At 39.2% G+C, this 23229-nt stretch carries 22 protein-coding genes; 5 read left to right on the top strand and 17 right to left on the bottom strand.

The features are described from left to right. Positions 1–276: 276 nt before the first annotated feature. Positions 277–1011 (bottom strand): polysaccharide deacetylase family protein, encoded by a 735-nt coding sequence (locus MHH87_RS11325; protein WP_340749413.1) that lies wholly within the window; start codon positions 1009–1011, stop codon positions 277–279. 423 nt (positions 1012–1434) lie between these two features. Between MHH87_RS11325 and MHH87_RS11330 the strand changes: the two genes are divergently transcribed. The 5 genes from MHH87_RS11330 to MHH87_RS11350 all read left to right on the top strand — a co-directional run bounded on the left by MHH87_RS11330 (position 1435) and on the right by MHH87_RS11350 (position 5823). Continuing rightward, positions 1435–2208 (top strand): gluconate 2-dehydrogenase subunit 3 family protein, encoded by a 774-nt coding sequence (locus MHH87_RS11330; RefSeq protein ID WP_340749414.1) that lies wholly within the window; start codon positions 1435–1437, stop codon positions 2206–2208. 20 nt (positions 2209–2228) lie between these two features. Then, the gene (locus tag MHH87_RS11335) at positions 2229–3941 is read left to right on the top strand and encodes a GMC family oxidoreductase (protein WP_340749415.1); all 1713 of its coding nucleotides are present in this window, start codon (positions 2229–2231) and stop codon (positions 3939–3941) included. A gap of 70 nt (positions 3942–4011) precedes the next feature. After that, complete coding sequence (gene tatA / locus MHH87_RS11340) at positions 4012–4218, top strand: twin-arginine translocase TatA/TatE family subunit (RefSeq protein ID WP_340749416.1); 207 nt, start codon at positions 4012–4014, stop codon at positions 4216–4218. Positions 4219–4229: 11 nt separating this feature from the next. Beyond that, a complete protein-coding gene (gene tatC / locus MHH87_RS11345; RefSeq protein ID WP_340749417.1) occupies positions 4230–5084 on the top strand; it encodes a twin-arginine translocase subunit TatC in 855 nt (284 codons plus the stop codon). Positions 5085–5343: 259 nt separating this feature from the next. Next, on the top strand, positions 5344–5823 hold the full coding sequence (locus MHH87_RS11350) for a hypothetical protein (protein ID WP_340749418.1): 480 nt from the start codon (positions 5344–5346) through the stop codon (positions 5821–5823). Between the two features lie 424 nt (positions 5824–6247). On the opposite strand, the gene MHH87_RS11355 is transcribed toward MHH87_RS11350, so the two are convergent. From MHH87_RS11355 to MHH87_RS11430, 16 genes are all read right to left on the bottom strand, one after another. Then, positions 6248–7213: a C39 family peptidase gene (locus MHH87_RS11355; RefSeq protein ID WP_340750974.1), complete on the bottom strand. Its 966-nt coding sequence runs from the start codon at positions 7211–7213 to the stop codon at positions 6248–6250. A gap of 33 nt (positions 7214–7246) precedes the next feature. Further along, positions 7247–9097, bottom strand: a complete 1851-nt coding sequence (gene asnB / locus MHH87_RS11360; RefSeq protein ID WP_340749419.1) for an asparagine synthase (glutamine-hydrolyzing) — start codon at positions 9095–9097, stop codon at positions 7247–7249. Positions 9098–9502: 405 nt separating this feature from the next. Beyond that, positions 9503–10051, bottom strand: coding sequence for a TVP38/TMEM64 family protein (locus tag MHH87_RS11365; protein ID WP_340749420.1), 549 nt, complete (start codon positions 10049–10051; stop codon positions 9503–9505). Between the two features lie 230 nt (positions 10052–10281). Beyond that, a complete protein-coding gene (gene recO, locus MHH87_RS11370; RefSeq protein ID WP_340749421.1) occupies positions 10282–11061 on the bottom strand; it encodes a DNA repair protein RecO in 780 nt (259 codons plus the stop codon). Positions 11062–11395: 334 nt separating this feature from the next. Then, positions 11396–12316: a GTPase Era gene (gene era / locus MHH87_RS11375; protein WP_340749422.1), complete on the bottom strand. Its 921-nt coding sequence runs from the start codon at positions 12314–12316 to the stop codon at positions 11396–11398. Continuing rightward, complete coding sequence (locus tag MHH87_RS11380; RefSeq protein ID WP_445683091.1) at positions 12300–12716, bottom strand: cytidine deaminase; 417 nt, start codon at positions 12714–12716, stop codon at positions 12300–12302. Before MHH87_RS11380 ends, era begins: the two co-directional genes overlap by 17 nt. A gap of 32 nt (positions 12717–12748) precedes the next feature. Next, positions 12749–13099, bottom strand: a complete 351-nt coding sequence (locus MHH87_RS11385; protein ID WP_340749423.1) for a diacylglycerol kinase family protein — start codon at positions 13097–13099, stop codon at positions 12749–12751. Then, positions 13086–13571, bottom strand: coding sequence for an rRNA maturation RNase YbeY (ybeY, locus tag MHH87_RS11390; RefSeq protein WP_340749424.1), 486 nt, complete (start codon positions 13569–13571; stop codon positions 13086–13088). Before ybeY ends, MHH87_RS11385 begins: the two co-directional genes overlap by 14 nt. A 12-nt stretch (positions 13572–13583) precedes the next feature. Next, a complete protein-coding gene (locus tag MHH87_RS11395; protein ID WP_340749425.1) occupies positions 13584–15701 on the bottom strand; it encodes an HD family phosphohydrolase in 2118 nt (705 codons plus the stop codon). A gap of 376 nt (positions 15702–16077) precedes the next feature. Continuing rightward, a complete protein-coding gene (locus MHH87_RS11400; protein ID WP_340749426.1) occupies positions 16078–17037 on the bottom strand; it encodes a PhoH family protein in 960 nt (319 codons plus the stop codon). Positions 17038–17039: 2 nt separating this feature from the next. After that, positions 17040–18149, bottom strand: coding sequence for a sporulation protein YqfD (locus MHH87_RS11405; protein ID WP_340749427.1), 1110 nt, complete (start codon positions 18147–18149; stop codon positions 17040–17042). After that, on the bottom strand, positions 18146–18382 hold the full coding sequence (locus tag MHH87_RS11410; protein ID WP_340749428.1) for an RNA methyltransferase: 237 nt from the start codon (positions 18380–18382) through the stop codon (positions 18146–18148). The genes MHH87_RS11405 and MHH87_RS11410 overlap by 4 nt, the downstream gene beginning before the upstream one ends. Positions 18383–18454: 72 nt before the next feature. Beyond that, entirely contained in the window at positions 18455–18997 is a 543-nt protein-coding gene (locus tag MHH87_RS11415; RefSeq protein WP_340749429.1) for a hypothetical protein, read from the bottom strand. Positions 18998–19562: 565 nt separating this feature from the next. After that, on the bottom strand, positions 19563–20036 hold the full coding sequence (locus tag MHH87_RS11420) for a hypothetical protein (protein WP_340749430.1): 474 nt from the start codon (positions 20034–20036) through the stop codon (positions 19563–19565). Between the two features lie 36 nt (positions 20037–20072). Continuing rightward, positions 20073–21071 (bottom strand): flotillin-like protein FloA, encoded by a 999-nt coding sequence (gene floA, locus MHH87_RS11425; protein ID WP_340749431.1) that lies wholly within the window; start codon positions 21069–21071, stop codon positions 20073–20075. 2 nt (positions 21072–21073) lie between these two features. Then, entirely contained in the window at positions 21074–22399 is a 1326-nt protein-coding gene (locus MHH87_RS11430; RefSeq protein ID WP_340749432.1) for an NfeD family protein, read from the bottom strand. Positions 22400–23229 lie beyond the last annotated feature (830 nt).

The following is a 23229-nucleotide window of genomic DNA, read 5'->3' on the forward strand; positions in this document are numbered from 1 at the left end:
TTCTAGCATGTAGTAGAAATCGTACAACAAGCATTAATACACGTTCCAACGGTATTAAACGCAGTAGAAACACCAACAGTCGAATCATTTGACGAAGCATAGAAAAGTTTAAAGGATGACAGCGAAGAAATTATAAAAGCAAGCTATGGTCATCTCGATTTTTCAGCAACAGAAGATCGCTTAAAAGTACTTAAATAATAAGAAAGGCTATGCGGAAGTTATATAGAACTCCCGCATAGCCTTTTTTATTTCGTTAATTCTTTATATTCATCTATCCTAATTACTCACTTTAACATTTGCAACACGTAAGAGCTCTGAGATGGTGACAAATTTATAGTTTTGTTTTTGCAGTTCCGGTAAGATTTCTTTGAGTGCTTCTACAGTTTGCTTACGATTCCCTCCGCCATCGTGAAATAAAATGATATTCCCGGGTTTCGTCCCTTGCATTACTTTTTTGACAATTTTTTTTACCCCTGGATTTGTCCAATCTTCCGTGTCCTGATGCCAAGACCACATGACTACTTTATAGCCCTTATTCGCAACAAGGTCGATCATATCATCTGTATATTGCCCACCAACCGGTCGAAACAGCACCGGATAAAATCCTGTAATGCTGTAGATAATATCATTTGTCTGTTTTAATTGTTTTTCTAGCTCTGGCACAGTTATTTTCAATGGATGTGTAAAAGTGTGATTTGCTAGTTCATGTCCTTCGTTATATTCCCGTAAAACAACATCAGGATTCTTTTCTGCGTTTGCACCAACTACAAAAAACGTTGCTTTTGCATCGTATTTGGCAAGTAAATCTAAAATTTGCGCAGTGTATTCTGGATGTGGCCCATCATCAAATGTTAGGGCAATCTTTTTTTCCTCTGTTTTAATCTCCCAAAGCACTTGTCCGGTTTCTTCATAATAACGTCTCCCCTTGTCAGCGGCAGTAGTAAAGGTAACATAACTTATCGAAATGCAGATGAATAATACAATTAAAATAACAATACTTTTACGTGTCAAATCGTCACCTACCAATCATCAAGGACATCGTGTTCTTAATATTTTCTGAAAGCGATTAATTATACCTTCATAATTTTTAACACATGCAAAACTTAGTAATTGTTGATTTTTTCAAATAGGCACAAATAATAAAATTTAACTCGTTAAAATACGCGGTTTTGGTTACCGAAACGACTCTCATTTCTTCCTGTAACTTCACTTTTAAACGGGGCGTTAATTTTGTCATGCCCGGCTTTTCGGGATGAACCCAATCTGACTAACAAATATATATATATATATATTTATTTATTATCTAACGACCAGTTTAAAAACTACAAATTACTACCAATAAAATTTTACTTTTCCAAATTGATTATAATTTACTTTTTTTGCGAATTATTAAATATAGAACAATATCCATACATTTTGGAGAGGAGGATTTATATGAGTTCGGATAATAATAATAATAATAATAATAATAATAATATATCACGCCGTAACTTCTTAAAAACTACAGGTATTGCAGCAGGTACACTCGTCGGTGGTGGATTAATAGGAGGGCTTGTAGGGTACAACCTAAACGGCAATATAGGTACTTCTACTTTAGATCATGCACAAAATGGTGTAACTAATGAGGCTACCGGTTCACCAAAAGCAAAGATGTTTTTCATGAATAATCGTGATTTCAGTATTTTATCGAATGCCACAGAGCGAATTTTCCCTGAGGACGATTTAGGGCCAGGAGCTATTGGCTTAGATGTACCATATTTTATCGACCACCAACTAGCTGGGCAATACGGAAGTAATTCAAAAGAATATATGCAAGGTCCGTTTGCTGAAGGGGCGCCAACCCAAGGCTATCAAAGTCGCTTAACACGGGCAGAAATTTTCAAGCAAGGCATTCAGAAAATAGAAGCCGAGGCGCAAAGCCGATTCAAGAAGGGTTTTAACGATTTAGAAGGTGCTCAAATGGATGAGATTTTAACTGCCTTCCAGAAAGATGAGGTTAAGATGACCGGTGTCACATCATCGTTCTTCTTTACATTATTACGAGCAGCTACATTAGAGGGTGCCTACTCCGACCCAATGTACGGTGGTAATCGGAACATGGAAGGTTGGCGTATGAAAGGCTTCCCTGGGCACCAGATGGCCTATATTACACAAATTGAAGATGCGAAGTTCAAAAAAATCGAGCCTAATTCTTTAGGCAATCACTAATTTCAAGGGGGTTTTTATAGATGGCAACAACATTACCAAGTGTAGACGTTGTAACAGTTGGTGTAGGTTGGACTGGCGGTATTATTGCTGCGGAGTGTACAAAAGCTGGCTTAAAAGTTGTAGGTTTAGAGCGTGGACAAAAACGCGGGACGGAGGATTTCCTGAATGTCCATGACGAGTATCGTTATGCCATTCGCTATGACTTGATGCAAAACCTTTCAAAGGAGACTATATCCTTCCGTAATGACCGCAAAATGAAAGCTTTACCGATGCGTCAGCTCGGTTCCTTTTTATTAGGAGAGGGACTTGGAGGGTCTGGAACACACTGGAACGGTCAGACTTATCGCTTTTTACCGTATGATTTCAAGATTAAAACAATGACAGACGAACGTTATGGTGCCAATAAATTAGGCCCCGATTATTTATTGCAGGATTGGGGCTTAACATACGATCAGCTAGAGCCCTATTTCGATAAATTCGAAAAAACGACAGGTATTTCAGGTGAAGATAAAAATCCGTTTAGTGGAAAACGTACCAATCCATTTCCAACACCTCCAATGAAAAAGACACCGATGCTTGTGCAATTTGAAAAAGCAGCAAAAAATTTAAAATTATCGCCTTACATGGTTCCTTCTGCAAACTTATCAGAAGCCTATCAAAATCCTGATGGTGAAACAATTAACGCCTGTCAATATTGCGGATTCTGCGAGCGTTTCGGTTGTGAATATGGCGCAAAAACATCAGCAGAAATTACAGTTGTACCTACCGCTTTAAAAACAGGTAAATTTGACCTCCGCTTCAATTCCAATGTTGTTGAAATTTTAAAGCAGGGCAACAAAGTAACAGGTGTCAAATATTTAGATACGATATCCGGTGAAGAATTCATACAACCTGCGAATGTTATTGTGTTGACAAGCTATGTCTTTAACAACGCCAAACTGTTAATGGTTTCCAATATTGGACAGCAATACGATCCAGCAACAGGTAAAGGAACACTTGGACGAAACTATTGCTATCAGATTTTACCAGGTGCGGCTGGATTCTTTGATGAACAATACAACACATTTATGGGTGCAGGTTCACTTGGTATGACCATAGACGACTTTAATGGTGATAACTTCGATCATAGTGAATTGAATTTCATACATGGTGGAAATATTGCACTTACGCAAACAGGTACACGTCCAATCGGCTCGAACCCAACACTACCCGATACACCAACATGGGGACCAGAGTTTAAAAAACAATCGATTCATTACTATACACGTTCATTTGGTGTTGGTGCGCAAGGTGCTTCCATGCCATATAAAGAAAACTATTTGTCACTTGATTCCGTATACAAGGACGCTTATGGTTTACCATTAGTGCAGCTAACGTACAACTTTACGGATCAAGATCGTGCGCTTCATAAATTCATTTCTGCGCGTGCGGCCGATATTATGAAAGAAATGGGTGCAAAAACCGTCGTCCCAAGTGGAGAGATTAAAGACTACAACATCGTCCCTTACCAAACGACGCATAATACAGGTGGAACAGTCATGAGTTTAACGCCAGAGGATGGCGTTGTGAATAACTACCTACAGCATTGGGACGTAGAAAATCTTTTCGCTGTTAGTGCCGGAAACTTCCCTCATAATAGTGGTTATAATCCAACAGGTACTTTAGGAGCGCTAGCCTATCGCTGTGCAGAAGGCATCATTAAATATAGTAAATCAGGTGGATCTTTAGTTTAAGTACGGTGCATCCGTTACCTTAAGCTTGCTGCAAGACTGCCTAAATATGTATAAAAAGGAGGCATGACCTATGGGAGGACTTGGTGCAATTGGTGTTCCTGGATTAATCATTATTTTGGTCATTGTGTTAATCGTTTTTGGCCCGAAGAAATTACCTGAAATCGGTGGCGCAGTGGGTAAAACCTTTGCAGAGTTTAAAAAATCCACTAAAGGCTTAATTGACGACGATGATGATGTACCAACAAAGAAAATAGAAAAAAAATCAGATGTTTCGTAGGGGGCTTTCCTATGGACCCATATGAAAAAAAAAAATATTTAAGTCCCATTGATAAAATAAAAAACGAGCCTCCCGCACCGATGGAGGCTTCTATTGAATCATCATATGATTCCAGTACATCGGACATTGTGCTTGAGGAAACCGTAAAGAACGAGCCACTTATTCCTGGCGAATCACTATTTGGGCATCTTACGGAGCTACGTAAACAGATTATAAAAGCTCTAGTCGTCTTTGTACTATTTTTTATAATCGTATTCTCTACTATTAATATTTGGTTTCCATATGTCACACGTGGACATTCACTTGTGATTTTAGGACCGCTCGAGGTTGTAAAATTCTATATGACGATTTCATCAACTTTAGCCCTCGGATTGTCCTTGCCCTTTTTCGTTCACTTTCTTTGGAGTTTCGTAAAGCCTGGCTTAAAGGAGGAAGAAAGTCGCTTTCTTGGGCTTTATGCGCCAGTTATGTTTTTACTATTTTTACTAGGCATAGCATTCGGTTATTTTGTCGTCAATCCGCTCAGCTATTCGTTTTTAGTGGGCCTTGGTGCAGCGAATTTTAATGTCATGGTATCTGCAAGTGAATACATGCATTTTTTAATCATGACAACGGTACCACTTGGGTTATTATTTGAATTGCCGATTGTTGCACTTTTTTTATCATCCTTAGGTATATTAACGGCCGAATCCATGAAAAAAGTACGCGGTTGGTCTTACATCGCGATGGGTTTAGGCTCTGCGCTCATAACACCTCCCGATTTCATCAGTCAGCTACTCGTATTAATTCCAATGATTATTTTATATGAAATAAGTATTACCCTTGTAAAACGTATAGAACGTAAACAAATAGAAAGCACTGTATAGTAATGATGCAGTGCTTATTTTTTCTTTAATTCCTTAACAAATATTTCACATAGGGTAAAAATACGATAAGGCACATTACTATTACCAAAACTTCGGCTTACAGGCGGTTTTGGCTACCATAATGACACTCATTTCTTTCTGCGACTTTGCTTGGAAACTGGGATATAAATTTTCTTACCCTACTTTCGGTGATGAACCCCATTTTTATTCCAAATATTATATAATTTAACTAAAATGAACTTTGATTGAGGTGGGAGATATGTTTTTTTCATTGACGAAGCAGGAGAGCAAAGACGTTGAGACAAAGGATTTATATGAGCAGCTTTATACAATCGTACTAACCTTATTGAAGCAGGAATTACCGGAACTGAACGGAAGACATCATCTACTCTATACAGCAAACGTCCAGTTGGAGCAGTACCGAACAAATTCACAGCTCCACCGTAAACGTGCTAATGTGCATACAGCAATCGGCGCATTTCATAAACAGGCGTATGATTTTAGCTTAAAGCACTTTAATCAGCTCCAGATTTTAATAGATTCGTATATTCATTTAAGCGTTATTGAGGAGCGTAATTTATTTAATCATCGTTTAAAAATGAAAGATGGTCTCATTACATTAATTTATGAGGAACTCCAGCAAAAAAAACAACTCGAGTTTCCTCCACAACTAGAAGAAAAATTTTGGCATGCATTAAAAGAAGACATTTTTCCTGTTTTAGCAATACTTGAGGGATAACATAAAAAATAACCACAAATCGAGATTAATAGTTCCTCTTTTATGTTAAAAGACGGTAAATTACAAACTTAAAAAAGCAGCTGTCTAATAAGTCAGATTTTGAATTAAACGGAGATAGCATGAGCTGAAGGTCTCGTAGGAGGCATTTAGGAACGAAGGCTAAGAACGCCACGTCCTGTGGTAACGCCTTCGTGACCAACATCGTGTTGGCCCGAGGAGACTGCAGCCATGCCTGTGGTAAGCGTCCGCCGCAGCGGAAATCAACCTTGCAGAATTTTATTAGAAAGACACAACTCCCCAAAATGCGGTGAGTTGAAGTCCTTTTTTATGTGGATGGGAACGTGATTCTTTCTTATCCACTTATAAAATTTGACAATCATTTTTTATTTTTTACTTTTGGATAACCCCTTTTTTGTATATCTATTTATTGGTGTATCGCAACAGCATGTGCCCCTAATTGTTGATAGCTTTTAAACACTTGTGCCTGGTTATGCTCTTGAATCCCATGAAGTGGATTCATGAGAATAAGAGAATCGTCTTTTCTTCCCACAAGTACAACTGCATGTAAATTCTTAAACATTTGGTGGTATTCATTTGTTTCTGTGATATACCAGCCATCCCCAGCTATTGGCACACTTAAATCTAATGTTACCCATAGAACAACCGGTATTCCTTGTTCTAACGTATTCAAAATAGCTTCAGGTGAATAACCACTTAAATTGCTTACGTTCAAATTTACTTGCTTTTTTGTAATAATAGCAAGTGCTGCGTCCACAAGTGGATTCGCTAAGACATACGTTCCATTTACGCGGTCACGAGGGTCTCCAGCAAAGGCCATTTGTGGATCAGGTCCATACCTAACTCCATCTTTCCATTTAAATGCTTGCTTCGGTAAATAGTCATCTGCCATTTCAGTTTTGGATACTTCCACACCGTAATAGTTCAATACAGCTGTCAAAGAAGTAATTTCACAACCATGTGGCAACTCAGGGTTTTGTAAAACGACCGGCACTGCTAAATTATTGTGCTGATTAACCGCATGTGTTTGAATAACAAAAACGGGTCTTTCTTTTTGATAGATGAAATCTTTCACAGTCACATTTGCGAGCGTTTCTTGCATAGCGTTTTCGGTCTGCACATGTACGGTATATTCTTTTCCTACAATTAAGTCATGAAAAATGAACTCCCCTTCAATAGAAGCGGATTGCTCACTTAATACTTCTTTTGTCTCAGCATCGAATAACGTCACGCTTGTATTCGTTAACGGCGCGCCGCTTGAAAATTCTACAGTGAGAATCTTTAATTCACCTGAAGTGACGTGCATAATTTCTTGTTGACAAGCTCCCAACAAACATAAGCAAACGCTCATTAAAATCCCAAGTGACTTCACTCTGTTCAATGAATTCATTCTCCTGTGCACTCGCTACTTATAATCAATAAAAAACCGTTTATACCAGACTAGGAAAACATATACCGTCCAAATATAACGTGCATGATTGGCTTTTTTATCATAATGTTCTTCTAAATAGCCGATTAATTTTTTACAGTCAAAGAACTCTGCTGCAAAATCTGCTTGGAACATTTCCTTTACTTGCAAATAATAGTTTTCTTCACGTAGCCAATGACGAATTGGTACAGGGAAACCTAGTTTTGGACGTTGCGCCCATTCCGCTGGTAACTCTTTGTGTGCAGCTTCACGCAATACATGCTTCGTATTGTGCTCATTCACCCTATATTGTGAAGGAATATTTTTAGCCACTTCCATGACATCTTTATCTAAGAAAGGAACACGTAACTCAATGGAGTGAGCCATACTCATTTTGTCAGCTTTTAATAAAATATCTCCTGGCAACCACAAATGTAAATCTAGATATTGCATTTTTGTCACATCATCTTCACCAGGTACCTCATCATAGATCGCTTTTGTAATGGTCTTAACAGATGGTCCTGCTTGATATTCTGATGTTAATACTTGCAGGGCGTCTTGTTCATCCCAGACGACTGCCTCCCCAATAAATCGTTCTTCTACCGTCTGACCGCCCTTTACTAAAAACTGCGTGTACTTGTTTTTTGGCAGTTTTTCGGCTTGCTTACGGATACCTTGACGTAAGCTGCTTGGTAATTGCTCATAAGTTTTCATTTTAGATGATGGTTGGTACCATTCGTAGCCACCAAAAATCTCATCAGCACCTTCACCCGATAACACAACCGTTACATCTTTACTCGCTAGCTCAGATAAAAAATATAACGGTACTGAAGATGGATTTGATTGAGGTTCATCCATATGCCATTGAATATCCGACAATGCCTCAAAACACTGCTCTGCTGTTAAATATTTTCGTTCATTTTGTACACCAAGTTGATCTGATAAATCCTTGGCTAAATGCGTTTCATTAAACATCGCCTCATGTTCCTCAAAACCAACAGAGAATGATTTAGTTGGTCTTAAGAGAGACGTAATGTAACTCGAATCAATTCCACCAGACAAGAAAGCTCCCACTTTTACATCACTAATTTTATGTGCTGCTACGGACTCTTCCAACACTTGTTGAATCTCTTGGACATAGTGCTCCATTGACGCTTCTGTTGCATGGTATTTCTTATCCCAATACTTCGTGATCTTTCTTTCGCCGTTTTGAATGACCATATAGTGCGCCGGTGGTAATTTATAAACACCCTTGAAAAACGTTTCATTCATTGCTGAATATTGAAATGTTAAATATGGACGTAGCGCATCTTTATTTAACTCTTTCATAAAGGCCGGGTAAGGTAAAAATGACTTAATTTCAGAGCCGAATAAAAAGCTACCGTCCGTTGTATGATCTGTGTAATACAGTGGCTTAATGCCAAACCCATCGCGGGCAATAAATACAAGATCCTTTTGTTGATCCCAAATACAGAAAGCAAACATGCCTTTCAGTTTTTGAACAAATTCAAAGCCGTATTCCACATAGCCATAAATAAGCACCTCACTATCGGATTCCGTCTTGAACTGATGTCCTTTAGCAATTAAATCGGCTTTTAGTGTTTGATAGTTATAAATTTCACCATTGAATACAAGTACAATTTGACCATCCTCGCTATAAAGTGGTTGATTTGCATGCTCATTTAAATCGATAATACTTAAACGACGAAATCCCAAGGTAATATGGTGATCTGTATGTACACCGCCACTATCTGGGCCACGGTGAATAATCGTATTCATCATTTGTTGAATCACTTCTTCATGTTTCCAATCTTTCTTTCCATGTATATAACCGATAAATCCACACATATATAAGTTCTCCTATTTTTCTACTTGTTTTAGGTTGTGAAATTGTATGCTTCATATATTTCACCCAATAGAAATTTGTTTCATGCTGAACTAACGGATTAGAGAATCACCTAGAAGGACACAACTCTTACAAAACAGGGTGAGTTGATGCCCTTTTTTATGTGGATGGGAACGTGATACTTTCTTATCCACCAAGATAAAAAGATCGAATACCAATCATACTCTACCTAAATACTGAAAATTAATTTGTTCCCGTTTCCATATGGAGTAAAATCCAATCCATTCACTTTTTAAGTATAATATAAGTTTATGTATGAATTGTTTTTATTTGGAAAAATAAAAACATAAAATAAAAAGATGTCGTAAATTAGACATCTTTCATCCTGTCTATTCAATTCCTTGAGGCTAAGACCATTTCTTTTTTAGCTGTACACCGATTAAAAATAATACACCGCTAAATAAAGACACCCATATAACCGTTAGCCATCTATCATTAGCAATGTTATGACCTGCTAGTGTATATGCTAACATTGTTGGAAACTTCCCTAAAACTGTCGCTACAAAAAATGATGAAAACGAGATTCCCGCAATACCTCCAAACATATTAATCGCTGCGGATGGAAGTACAGGAATTATACGTGCGATTAAAACCGCTAAAAAACCATTTTGTTGAAGTAAATTCAAAAAACCTTCAACTTTCGCCCAACGTTCTATTTTTCTTAGCGCCCAGCTCTGAAAAAAATGACGTACAAAGAGGAACATTAGACTCGCCCCAACTACTGTACCTCCCCAACTAATTGCCAAGGCTGGCCAAAAATCAAAAGTGGTCGCGATTGTCCCTGCAATTAAAGGAATCGGAAACGCTGGTACAAAGGAAAGAGCCATCATAATCAGAAAACTAATAAAGCCTGCAAATACATGCCCAGCTTCAATCCACTCGTTAATCTGTGCCATTGATACACATGCTTTCTTTTCTCAAATAGTATATTTCTTCAGCTACTGGTTCTAGCTCAGACTCTTCTGCTTTTTCACTTTAATTAAGTGTAACTGTTGACCATTTTTTAATGCTAAATGCTTCGCTTTAGTATAAGACAACGAAAATCAATGTGATTTAACAAGCTAGTAACGATTCATTTGATATGGTTCATACCTAAACCTGAACCCGTTTAACTTGAAATAGTCGTTTATTGTTCTTTTTCTTCCACCTTGCGTGGCTGTAATTCTGGTGTTCGCTCCAACTGCTCAATAAACGATCTTGATTTCAAACGAATGCCTGTTTGCTCCTCGTAAATCGTCGTGACAATTCTTTTAATGAATTGTTTCGTTTGCAGCTTGAGCTCAAGCTTGCCTATTTGATCAATCGGGACTGTGTAAAACATGCGGATGAGCTTCACCTGCGTTGGTGTCAGACGAATAATGTACGGATCTAAATGGAAGCAGCGGTGACATAAAAAGCCTCCCTGACTAAAAGAAAAAGCAAATTCTCCGTCCACTGCACCACAGCCTGCACATGCATGAAGAATAGGCTGCACACCCGCGTAAGGTAGTAGCTTCCAGTCAACAAATAAAGCGACCGCTTCTGGATCATATCCTTCATCAATTGCATTCAACGCCTGAAGTAGTACATCAAATACGAATGGTTCAGGGGTGCCTTCTTCGACTAAACGATCTGTTAATTCAACAATATAGCTCGCATACGCCGTTGCAACGATATCCGTTTGCACATGACGCATTGCGTTAAAATGCTCACCCTGTTGCATCGTGCCCATGCCGGACGTGCGCTGTACTAAATATGAGCCGTGCATAAATGGTTGTGTTACCCCAGCAAGACGACTTGTTGGTTTTTTCGCGCCTCTCGCCATACAGGCTACTTTTCCAGCCTCGCGTGTCATGAGCGTCACAATTTTATTTGATTCCCCGTAAGCACGGGCTTTTAAAACAATGCCTTCCCATTTATGAAGCAAAGACTCGCACATCCTTTAAATGACTATTATCTATTTATTATACATGAAAAAAGACGTATAGAGGCAGTAGCTGTCTTACATTTATATTTATTGTATTTGTCAAATCGTTTATCACAGGGTTGAGCAAAAGCGCTAAATTACCTACCTAGCCTCCCTGACATGCGCTGGCCGAAAACAACGCCGCGTCCATGCGGCATTGTCGGCATTAGCACGTCCTTGTGCGTCGAGAGTCCGAAGTGAAGGCGTTCTCTCCCTTCGCCTTGTCGATGGGAGAGTCATCCGTTATTATCCACAAAAAAAGGATAGCAACGGCATGCCGCACTATCCTAAAGTATTAATATTCGTCGTCACGGAAACCGAAGTCACGTAGTTGTGTCGACTTGTTACGCCAGTCTTTTTGTACTTTTACCCAAAGCTCTAAATATACTTTTGAGCCAAGTAGCATTTCGATATCTTTACGTGCAAGCGTTCCAACTTCTTTAAGAAGTGCACCGCGTTTGCCAATAACGATCCCTTTTTGTGAATCGCGCTCCACCATAATTGTTGCCTGAACATGTATCATATGTTCTTTTTCTTCGTGTGGCTTAATGCGGTCAATAACAACTGCGATTGAGTGTGGAATCTCCTCACGTGTTAAATGCAGTACTTTTTCACGAATTAATTCAGAGATGATGAAACGTTCTGGGTGATCCGTTACTTGGTCTGCTGGGTAGTATTGTGGGCCTTCTGGTAAATATTTTTCAATTGTTGTCAGTAAGTTTTCCACATTATTCCCTTGTAGAGCCGAGATTGGAATAATTTCAGCAAAATCATACTTATCTTTATATGATTCAATAATTTTGATTAATTCATCCGGGTGTACTTGGTCAATTTTATTAATAACTAGGAATACTGGTGTTTGATTACCTTCTAGTAATTCTAAAATAAATTCGTCACCTTTACCGATTTTTTGCTCTGCGTTCACCATGAACATAATGACATCCACTTCTTTTAACGCATTGCGAGATGTTTTTAACATGAATTCGCCTAATTTGTGCTTCGGCTTATGAATGCCTGGTGTATCAATGAAAATCGTTTGTGAGTTTTCTTGCGTTAATACGCCTTGTACTTTATTACGTGTTGTTTGTGGCTTATCTGACATAATCGCAATCTTTTGTCCGATCACACGGTTTAAAAACGTTGATTTCCCAACGTTTGGGCGGCCAATAATCGAGACAAAGCCCGATTTAAAGCCATTATTATTTGCTTGCTGCATAGTCTAAATCCTCCGGTGTGAAAGCGCCTGGTAAAAGTTCGCCCACTGTTGTTTGTTGTACGTCCCCTTTAAGGTTCGTTAAGTATACTGGCATATCTGGCTTGCAAAATTCTGACATGACTTGACGGCAAGCCCCACATGGTGAGCAAGGGCGTTCTGTGTCAGCAACGATAGCAATCGCTGCAAAATCACGCACTCCTTCTGAAACTGCTTTAAAAAATGCGGTACGTTCTGCACAGTTAGTCATACTATACCCTGCATTTTCAATGTTACACCCGTGGTAAACTGTTCCGTCTGTTGCTAACAGTGCTGCGCCTACAGGAAACTTTGAATAGGGTACATACGCTTTTTCACGTGCAATTTTTGATTGTTTTAATAATGAATTCATGTCCATCATCATTAACCCCCCATTTCCTTGAAAAACTTTACTAATTAAAACCACTTCGGAATAAAAATCAGTACTCCGATTATAACAGACGCACAGGCAATTACAAGTACAGCCCCCGCTGCAACGTCTTTTGCATCTTTAGCGAGCGGATGCAATTCCGGCGAGGCAAGGTCTACTACTCGTTCGATTGCGGTGTTGATTAACTCTGTAGCCACGACAAGTGCTGTTACTAGTACAAGAATGAGCCATTCTGTTGTAGATAAACCGGTCCATAAGCCGGCAATGAGCACAAAAGCCCCACATAGCAAGTGAAAACGCATATTTTGTTCCTTCGTTGCGGTCATAATCCCTTGGGCGGCATAACCAAATGAATGAAAAAATTTACGGACGTTCATTGGTGTCACGACCTAAACCGTAAGACGCCAAAATTTCGTCTTGTTTGCCGAACATTTCCTTTTCATCTTGTTCTGTCATATGATCATAGCCAAGTAAATGCAAGAAGCCATGCACCGCTAGGAAGCCAAGCTCACGTTCAAATGAATGACCATATTCCTGCGCTTGTTCTTTCGTGCGATCTGTCGAAATAATAATATCGCCTAAAATACGCGGAATCCCTTCCCCAATAATTTGCACTTCCCCATCGCCTAATTCCTCTAGCGCGAAAGATATTACATCTGTCGGTTGATCTTTATCGCGGTATTCGCGGTTAATTTCATGAATCGCCTCATTTGTAACAAATGAAATCGACACCTCTGAGCCGTCCTCGATATTTTCTACTTCTGCAGCATGTTGTAATAGTTTTTCAACAAGTGCAATATGCGCCTCTTTTACTTCGTTTGTTTCATCTAAAAAATCAATATTTAACATATTGTTCCCCTCCTACGCTTCTTTTGGATACTCAATGCGTGAATGGAAAATCCCATTTAACGTTTCACATAACACTCGTTCAATCGTTTTTAACTCTTTAATCGAAACGTCACATTCGTCAAACTGATTGTCTTGCACACGGTCTTGAATAATTGATTGAATTAATTTTTGAATTTTTTCTGCGCTTGGTTGCTTCATAGAACGCACCGCTGCCTCTACACTATCCGCAATACTAATAATAGCAGCTTCCTTCGTTTGTGGTTTTGGCCCTGGGTAACGGAATACCATCTCATCTAGCTGTTTCCCTTCTTCCTTTGCTTTAAACAAGAAGAATTTCAGTAGGCTTGTTCCGTGATGCTGTAGCGCTATATCGATAATCTCTTGCGGCATTTTATGTTTCTTTAGAAGTTCCGCACCGTCCGTCGTATGCGCAATTATAATTTCTGCACTATTTTCAGGGGACATGCTATCATGTGGATTAATTCCTGACATTTGATTTTCAATAAAAAATAACGCGCGCCTTGTTTTTCCAACATCATGATAATAACAGCCCACGCGTGCGAGTAGTCCGTCTGCACCGATTGCCTCGCATGCCGCCTCTGCCAAATTCGCTACCATAACACTATGATGATATGTACCTGGTGTTTCCATTAAAATTTTCTTCAGTAATGGATGATTCGGGTTCGATAATTCGATTAAACGCATTGTCGACAACAATCCAAATGCAGATTCGAAAAACGGCAGTAACCCCATCGTTAGCGCGCCAGATAAAATCCCAGACACAATCCCTGCTGAAGTATAGAAGCCAATCTCCATAAAGCCATATCCAGACTGTGACATTAGTAAATAAAAGGCGATAAATAATAAATTTACAACCATAATGACACCGCAAGCCTGCAATAAATGCGCACGCTTTTCCAAACTGCGCATAAAGAATAATGATGCAAAGCCTCCGAAAATAATATACAGCGCAATATCCATTTGTAAAACAGCCGCATAGCCTTCATGAAACATAACACCTGCAGCTGCTGCAGTCATAACCGTTACTACGCTCGCTGCCTTTTCATTTGCGAGTAAGCGGACAAGCATAGTCGCCAGTGCTGACGGATAAACAAATCCTATCATGACGTCAAAATTTTCTGCTACAAGACTCATTAACTTCATCATAACAATAGATAATGAATATACAATTACTGTCACAAGAAGTGCATTGCGTTTTTTTGTTAGCTCCGCTTTTGAATGGTCGAATAAAATATATATAAAGGACATTTGCAATAGTACTAATATTATTAATCCAATAATTGGCTTCATAGAAGTTTGATTATCGATCATGCCAAGCAACTCTAATTGGCGATATACTTCGCGGTTAATGACTTCGCCTTCCTGTATGATAATTTGCCCTTGTAAAATACGTGTTGGCTCTATTGCTTCACGTGCCTGCTGAACTAGCGCTGCTTTTTTTTCTTCATCTAGCAGTTCTGTCTCTACAATAGCAGCTCGACCAATTGTAATTACCACGTTTAACACGGATTCATCAATGCTAATTTGCTGACGTATTTTACTTTCAAACTCATTGCGAAACGCAGTTAAATTTTCTTTACGAATCGGCTTTTTTAAACTTCCTTCTACTAAATTAGTTAATATATCTCGAGCATTTTGCAAATTCACTTCGCTCGCTGTTAATAAAGACTCTAGCTGCGTATCCGTAATTGTTAACGATTCTTGATTTTCAATAATATCTTTTAGTTTATTTCGTAATAGACTTATCCGTTCTTCACGTGAATATGGTTTTTCCATTTGTGAGAGTTCGGTTTTCACATCAATAGCAATGTCAAATATCGTAGTTACAAATGTCTCACGATGACCAGCGATTTCATCATGAAAAACATAAACGGGCTCAACTGCATTTCCTGCTACGGTACGCTCTTGCTCAGTTTTGACGGTATCCTCAACCGTTTTGACGGACCGAATCGTTTCCGGGGCAAGCTCAGTTAACTGAATATCATATGTAACACCTAAAACGTTTCCAAGCATTAAGAAAAACTGTAAAAACGCGGTAAGGAGAAGGACAGAAATTAAAAAAGATCTAAAACCAATTAAATCAACTATTTTTTTCAGTTGCTTATCCATTATGCACCCCCAACTCTATATATGTTTATTCTACCAATTTATTAATATTATTTCATGAAAACAACAGATGTTTTTTTATTCAATAATAGAAACATACATCTAGCCAAAAATAGGGCGAGCGTTTAAGAAAGGTATAATTCCCTTACCACGAACTAAAGCGCTAAAGCGCCTGCTTAGCCCCGACAAGCTGCTTGCTAGCCCGAAGCGAAAGTAAACGATCCACCACTTTCGCTAGAGGGCAGACCGCGACCTTGAGGGGCTGGCGCTTTAGCCTAGACGTAGCATTTACTTATTTGAAAGTTATCCACATGGCGAAGTTTTATAATTCCCTTACCACTAAAAAAGCAAAACCCTATGAAGGATTTTGCTTGTCGTTTTATAATTCTTGCTCGGCGTACGCTTGAATTACTCTTGCTACAAGTGGATGTCTTACAACATCGCCCTGTTCAAGGATTTGGAAGTGTATATCTTTTACATATTTTAATGTGCGCTCGGCGATAATTAAGCCTGATTCTCTGTTTTTTGGTAAGTCAATTTGTGTTTTATCCCCTGTAATGACCATTTTCGAACCGAAACCAAGTCGCGTTAGAAACATTTTCATTTGCTGATGTGTAGTATTTTGTGCCTCGTCTAAAATTACGAAGGCATCATCTAATGTACGGCCACGCATATATGCAAGCGGTGCAATTTCAATTGTACCTCGCTCAATTAGGCGCTGGGTTTGCTCAGTACCGTAAATATCATGTAGCGCATCATATAAAGGGCGTAAATACGGATCTACCTTCTCTTTCAAGTCCCCTGGTAAAAATCCTAGTGACTCCCCAGCTTCTACAGCAGGACGTGATAAGATAATACGCTTCACATGTCCATTTTTAAGTGCCTGAGTTGCCATCACTACCGCTAAATACGTTTTCCCCGTACCTGCTGGACCGATACCGAAAATTAAATCCTTATGACGAATCGCCTTTATGTATTCGCGCTGACCAATAGTTTTTGCACGAATGGTCTTGCCCTTAGAATTACGTGCGATTTCTTCATCGTATAGCTCAGCAAAATACTCAATAGTGCCCTTGCCCACCATTTCAATTGCCGTCGTCACGTCACGTTGGTCAATATTAATATTTTTTCGAATTACTTTTAGTAAAGCTTCTAAAACAAGTGATGCATTCCTTTTTTGCTGTTCATCCTCGCCAGCAATTTGAATCACTTCGCCTCGAGTAATAATTTGCACTTTGAATGTCTCTTCAATGAGCGTAATATTCCCATCTGAGATGCCAAGTAACATAACTGCTTCATTCGGATTATCAATTTGTAGCTCTACTAGTTTTTCTGACATAATCATTCTCCTTGATAAATAGGGTAGGGTGTCGCAATGTTTTCATTTACCAAAAATAGGACTTTCCCCTTTACTGTATCATCATCAATCGTCACGTGCAAAAGATTTTCTTTTTTTATGACTGATTTTAACGGTAAAGACTGCAACATCTTTTCATGAAGTAACGGTAAAACGAATGATTCGATCTGCTCCTCTTCTAGTACCTCTGTAACACTTGCGAACTTCTGATAAGGTACTCTATCTACCAGCAATGCTAACGGCTTTACAGACTGTCCCTCGATCGCCTCAGCAATACGTTGCCAATCCCATTTGAGCTCCCACCCGTGCTCAATTAGCGTCTGGTACTCGACATTACGCGGAATTGTAAAAGTAGATTCAAGCCAGTAATCCGCATATACCTCCCCCACGGCTCCGACGACGAAGCGTTCCTCCCCCCTTTCTAATATCCCTGACACGAGCGTATCGCCTTTATAAACAGTCATATTTGGAAATACTTTACGCTCTCCACTTTGTAGCTGAAAATGCGTAATGACGCCACTATTAGACGCTATGAGATGATGTGGCTTTGATAGGTTTTCTTTCGATTCATTAATCGGTGCCAACTGCGGCGAAATAATTATTTTGCTTCCTTGCTTTGTTATATGTACCCATGAAAATTCTCTGTAATTTTGCATGATCTCTTGACGCATTAAATAGTCATTTAGCAATCGGCTTTTGTGCATAGGTGCATGTAATGTTAGCTCCTCCTGTAAAAACTGCTGTACGCTATCTGCTAGTTCAATTGTTGGTGCCTCCACGTCGATGCGCCAAATAAATTGCATGAGTACGAGTGGCATAAGGATTAACAGCATCACACCGAACAATGTTGTGGCATCCTTTTGTAAAATGCGTGACGGGTTTGCATATCTAATTTGAAGCTTTAAGCGAAAACGGCGGCGCCCCTTTCTTACATGGGTGAGATGACGGCGTTCCAATGCAAATTGTATTGTTTTTTCCTTTACTGTAAACTGGTACATATTTACGCGTGCACCATGTAAATATTGGAAAAATTCACCTACACCTGTTGTTCGTTGCACTGTAATAAAAATTAGTCGTCGGTTCCACTTTTTCATAACACCAACCGCTCAATTGTGAAGCTTTGGAGCTCTTCACATAAAATAATAAAGCCGTCCTCTTGTAAGTACTTAACGGCTAATTCCTTCCCTGTAATATGAACGGAAAAGGGCTTAATTATACAAGTACACTGCTGCTCTGTAATGGATTGTATTGTGTAATCACCACTATATTTCATCACTTCAAAGCGGTTTAACTGTAGCATTTGCTCGGTTTGGAATAATTTCTTCAATAAAAAAACCCCCTTTTGCCGTAATATATGCCGCGGCAAAAGAGGACATGTATCAAATTTAAACATTCACATTTACTCTTTTATCGGAAGTTCCCATATCGTGGTATCGCCGAGCGCATCACCTGAGCTCACACTATTTGGTTCCTTGAATGCTACTGGTACAGTTACCTCAAGCGTATCCACTAACTTATAAACAGATTTAGACAGGTTAAAAGCAATACGAAATTGCAATTCTTCACCCTTCTCAAGCGTAAACTGCGCTTTTCCATCGGATTTCACTAATTGCTCAGCAATATTTCCAAAGCGCTGACCGGTAGAAGTTTCTGCAAAAAAGCTTGGTGTGTAATAAATAGTACTTTCAGTGCCGTTTCGTAACGTTAAATAGCCTGCAACGTTAACCGAGCCTTTTTTTATTTCATTTTTCTTCTCAATTTCAGATAAGTTTTGTAACTCACTCACCTCGTACGACATTTCAAGTAACACGCCTTCCATTTCGTGCATGAGCGGTTCACTATGACTATATAAAAGGTTATTTCCAATATCCGCTTCTACACCTTTACCACAGCCTCCTAGTAACGCGCTAAGTAGAATGACCGGTAGTATTAGCCTTTTCATTCGCCTGCACCTCCAATGAATCGATTCTTACGTTACATTACCCAAACATAAGGTTATTCAGCTACTTTTTTGTGGTTCAACACCATAACTTGGGGTTGATTTATGTTTTGGCTGGATGCCTTCTAGGGGGCGTTCGATGTGCCGCTTTCCTCGCTACGCTTAGTCATTAATTTTTTTCAGCCAAAATTCCACTTTTATACTTGCTATAACGTTGTGCACTGGCTACATTGCCTTGTTAATACCTACCATCTTTTTGTCGTTGGTGCGGATTTATTCTATATTTTCCCATTATATAAATTATATACCACACCCACTCTTTTTACACAACTTAAGCAAGATGAACTAACCACGAACAAAAATGCGAAGGCGCTCTTTGCCTTCTTCGCATGAGGACAGACCGCGACCTCGAGGGGCTGGCGCTTTAGCCTAGACGATTCATTTACTTATTTAAATGTTATCCACATGGCGAAATTTTATAATTTCCTTCACAACTAAAAAACCACACCTTAGTCCGATGTTTCGCGGCTAGGGTGCGGTTCATTTATTATTGCCTGTTTAATAGCAGTTACCGTTGTTTTGCTTTCGGCGGACCTAAAACTTCAGACATGATGATTGCTTGCATTAATTGTTTTTTTGAAGTAGGCACTACATAAAACGGATCATTCGTTTCCTGTTCCTTTATCTTTTGTACAAGTGGACGTTCTTGCTTCTCAGTCACTTCTGTACGCATCGGTGCACGTTTATTATTGGCACGTGACACAGGTTCTGCAACTTTTTGTTCGAGTACTGGTTCCGTTACAAGCTCAGGAATCGGTTGGCTTTTTTGAGTAAGTTGCCCAAAAATTTCATTCGTGAACTCCTCAAGTGACTTAGCCGGTCGATTTCGCTCCGTCGTTTGAACAGGAGGGTAAAGCGGTTTTGGCATTTGTTGCTTACTAAATGGAGGCATTTGCTTGTCGTTTTTTTGTTTATTTTTTTTACCATTACTTAGTAGCAAACTAATAGCAAAAATGATGATTGGAAATAATAAACTACTCATACGTACAAATACTCCTTTCTACAGGCTGCCGCGCACTCACTTCGACGTTGAATCCGGCTTATCTGTTGATACTTTTGAAATCGATTCACGCATTGATGTATCCGCTTGAATATTTTTATAGTTCATATAGTCCATAATTCCAAAGTTGCCTGAACGTAATGCTTCCGCCATTGCCATTGGAACTTCTGCTTCTGCTTCTACTACTTTTGCCTTCATTTCTTGGACTTTCGCGACCATCTCTTGTTCATTCGCTACGGCCATTGCACGACGTTCCTCTGCTTTTGCTTGGGCGATGTTTTTATCTGCCTGTGCTTGCTCCATTTGAAGCTCGGCCCCGATGTTTTTACCGATATCAACGTCCGCGATATCAATCGATAGAATTTCAAATGCTGTACCGGAGTCTAACCCTTTTGCTAGAACCGTTTGTGAAATTAAGTCTGGATTTTCTAATACTTTCGAGTGTGACTCAGAAGAACCCAAAGTACTTACAATCCCTTCACCAACACGGGCAACAATTGTTTCTTCTCCAGCACCACCGACTAAACGGTCTAAGTTTGCGCGCACTGTAATACGTGCCTTTGCTTTTACTTCAATACCGTTCATCGCAACACCAGCGATAAATGGCGTTTCGATCACTTTTGGGTTTACCGACATTTGAACTGCTTCTAATACGTCACGTCCAGCAAGGTCAATTGCTGCTGCACGTTCAAATGTTAATTCAATGTTTGCACGGTGCGCTGCGATTAATGCATTGACTACGCGGTCTACATTACCACCCGCTAAATAGTGAGACTCTAACTGGTTAATTGTCACGTCAATACCTGCTTTATGAGCTTTAATTAATGGATTAACGATACGTGACGGGATAACACGACGTAAGCGCATCCCAATTAATGTGAAAATACTTACGCGAACACCTGCTGCAAGTGCACTAATCCATAGCGCAACTGGAACAAATGTGAAAAATACAGATAATATGACGAACGCTACTACAATGACAATAATAAGCGTAATCGCTGCTGCATCAATAACCATTGTTATTCCTCCACTCTCTCTTTTAGTTCTCGCGCAACAATACGCGAGCCTTCAACTTTAATAATCTCTACTTTCTTGCCAGCATCAACATAGCTTCCTTCAGAAACTGCATCGATTCGTTCTTGATCGACTTCAATAACACCTGAAGGTCGCAATGGAGTTAATGAAGTACCGACTTTACCAATAAGCTCGATGCGATTTTGATTGGACACATAGCCCTCTTCTGTTGTTGTCGCATCCCTCAAGACAAGCTTATTAAAGACATGCAGTTTTTTTCCGAAGAACTTCATAATAATCACCATTCCTATTACTGCAATAAACATTGCAATTAAAATTGAGTACGCCATATGAACGAGGCTCGCACCAGAAAATAATAAGCTAATAATAATAAGTGCTCCACCAATTAGGCCGACAATCGCACCAGGAACGAAAAACTCTGCCACAACTAATACTAGCCCAATAACAAATAATATAATTGTTTCGTAGCCAGCAAAACCTGCAATTGTATGGCCGAAGAAAAACAGCCCTAAAGAAGATAAGCCAACAAGACCCGGTACACCAAAGCCTGGTGAATATAACTCAAGCACTAAACCAAGGCTTGCAAGTGATAACAAAATAGGAACGACAACCGGATTGGTTATTATTCGTGCTACTTGCTCCGAAAGTGTAGGTTCCATGCCAATGACTTCACTACCCTTTAAATCTGCTAATACTAACACATCTTCCAGTGAGCTCGCAGTCCCTTCTGAATATCCTACTTCTAACGCCTCATCTGCCGAAAGCGTTAAAAGTTCGCCTACTGGTGCTAGTTCCGGTATATCAATTCGTTTATTCGCCATGGCTAGAGCATATTTCGGATCACGACCAGACGTTTCTGCCGCTGCCCTCATTTGTGCTAGCCAAGCGCTATTTGCCTTTTCATCTGCCGCATTACCTGCTGAGTCGATTACCGCCGCTGCGCCAATTGTTCCATTAGGTACCATATAAATTTCATCGGCATGCAGCGCAATAAATGCACCTGCTGAATGCGCTTTCGAATTAATAAATGCGATTACTTTTATAGGAGCTTCATCAATCAGCTTCCCAATATCCGTTGCAGCATCTACAAAACCACCTGGTGTATGTATTTCCAACACAATGGCTTCTGCATTATTTTCGGTCGCTTCTTTAAACGCACGCTCTAAAAATGCCTTTAACCCTTTTTCTACCTCCGCTTCAATCGGTACATGGTACACCTTATCACTCGCAAATGCGGTCATTGTCGGAAGAACTAATGTGAAAGATAGAACGAGAATGAAAATCCAACTAATTCCTTTTGCCTTTTTCATCTTGTCACCCCTTTCTCATCTTTTTCAAGCTTATAGTTCTTTATACGACTCACACCTGCAAAAGTTTCAAATTTCATTAAAAATTTGCCAATTAATTTTATTGTACACTATGCTTAAACTAAATGTGGTTTAGTTGCCCCTCCTGTTAAATTCCCTCATAAAGTGAATGGCTATTTAAAAGTTGGCTTTGCTTTAAATTAACGTCTGAATTTTTCATCAAAAATTCAAATTAACAAATAGAACATACAACTTAACGGTAAATAAGTGCCAGTGTCGCTTAACTTCAAATAAGTTGTAGATCAATTTCGCCAAATGAGCCAAAGTACGAAAAATAACAATAGAATTTATTTTTCGAAAGACACAACTCGGCTAAAAAAATTTTAAAAGCTCTCCTCTATTTAGACATTTCCTCTTTTACACAATATTTTATTTTTGAGTGAAATTTTTTCGTACCTTTGCCCCCTAAATTCCCCTTCGCAAGTTTAGCGGGATTTCATTGTTTGTCAGTGCTCCTGTATCGCTTCACTTGCTTCTCCACAGACAGTATATTTTTTGAAATTTGATTTTTGATGAAGAAAATTTCCGTTTCTAAAGCAAAACATGGGTATCCATTAATAAGGATACCCATGTTTCATTTTTGTCGTACGACTGGAACTATGCTCTCGTGACAACCTATAAAGTTTTGCTGATCGAATATTAACGAGCTTTTATACCGTTTTCTTTTCTCAGCAAAATACCCCTAAACTCACCTTCGCAAGTTTAGGGGTATATGATTGTTTTCTGCTCAATGAATCATAAAATTGCGTGTTATGAACGTAGGGATTTTTAAT

Origin of the sequence: Solibacillus sp. FSL H8-0538 (assembly GCF_038003525.1) — a bacterium.
GTDB lineage: Bacteria > Bacillota > Bacilli > Bacillales_A > Planococcaceae > JBBOPI01.

Coding starts and splice junctions, on each gene's coding strand:
- MHH87_RS11330 (WP_340749414.1), top strand. CDS start 1,435: ATGAGTTCGGATAATAATAATAATAATAATAATAATAATAATATATCA.
- MHH87_RS11335 (WP_340749415.1), top strand. CDS start 2,229: ATGGCAACAACATTACCAAGTGTAGACGTTGTAACAGTTGGTGTAGGT.
- tatA (WP_340749416.1), top strand. CDS start 4,012: ATGGGAGGACTTGGTGCAATTGGTGTTCCTGGATTAATCATTATTTTG.
- tatC (WP_340749417.1), top strand. CDS start 4,230: ATGGACCCATATGAAAAAAAAAAATATTTAAGTCCCATTGATAAAATA.
- MHH87_RS11350 (WP_340749418.1), top strand. CDS start 5,344: ATGTTTTTTTCATTGACGAAGCAGGAGAGCAAAGACGTTGAGACAAAG.
- asnB (WP_340749419.1), bottom strand. CDS start 9,097: ATGTGTGGATTTATCGGTTATATACATGGAAAGAAAGATTGGAAACAT.
- MHH87_RS11365 (WP_340749420.1), bottom strand. CDS start 10,051: ATGGCACAGATTAACGAGTGGATTGAAGCTGGGCATGTATTTGCAGGC.
- era (WP_340749422.1), bottom strand. CDS start 12,316: ATGCAGCAAGCAAATAATAATGGCTTTAAATCGGGCTTTGTCTCGATT.
- MHH87_RS11380 (WP_445683091.1), bottom strand. CDS start 12,716: ATGATGATGGACATGAATTCATTATTAAAACAATCAAAAATTGCACGT.
- MHH87_RS11385 (WP_340749423.1), bottom strand. CDS start 13,099: ATGAACGTCCGTAAATTTTTTCATTCATTTGGTTATGCCGCCCAAGGG.
- ybeY (WP_340749424.1), bottom strand. CDS start 13,571: ATGTTAAATATTGATTTTTTAGATGAAACAAACGAAGTAAAAGAGGCG.
- MHH87_RS11395 (WP_340749425.1), bottom strand. CDS start 15,701: ATGGATAAGCAACTGAAAAAAATAGTTGATTTAATTGGTTTTAGATCT.
- MHH87_RS11400 (WP_340749426.1), bottom strand. CDS start 17,037: ATGTCAGAAAAACTAGTAGAGCTACAAATTGATAATCCGAATGAAGCA.
- MHH87_RS11405 (WP_340749427.1), bottom strand. CDS start 18,149: ATGAAAAAGTGGAACCGACGACTAATTTTTATTACAGTGCAACGAACA.
- MHH87_RS11415 (WP_340749429.1), bottom strand. CDS start 18,997: ATGAAAAGGCTAATACTACCGGTCATTCTACTTAGCGCGTTACTAGGA.
- MHH87_RS11420 (WP_340749430.1), bottom strand. CDS start 20,036: ATGAGTAGTTTATTATTTCCAATCATCATTTTTGCTATTAGTTTGCTA.
- floA (WP_340749431.1), bottom strand. CDS start 21,071: ATGGTTATTGATGCAGCAGCGATTACGCTTATTATTGTCATTGTAGTA.
- MHH87_RS11430 (WP_340749432.1), bottom strand. CDS start 22,399: ATGAAAAAGGCAAAAGGAATTAGTTGGATTTTCATTCTCGTTCTATCT.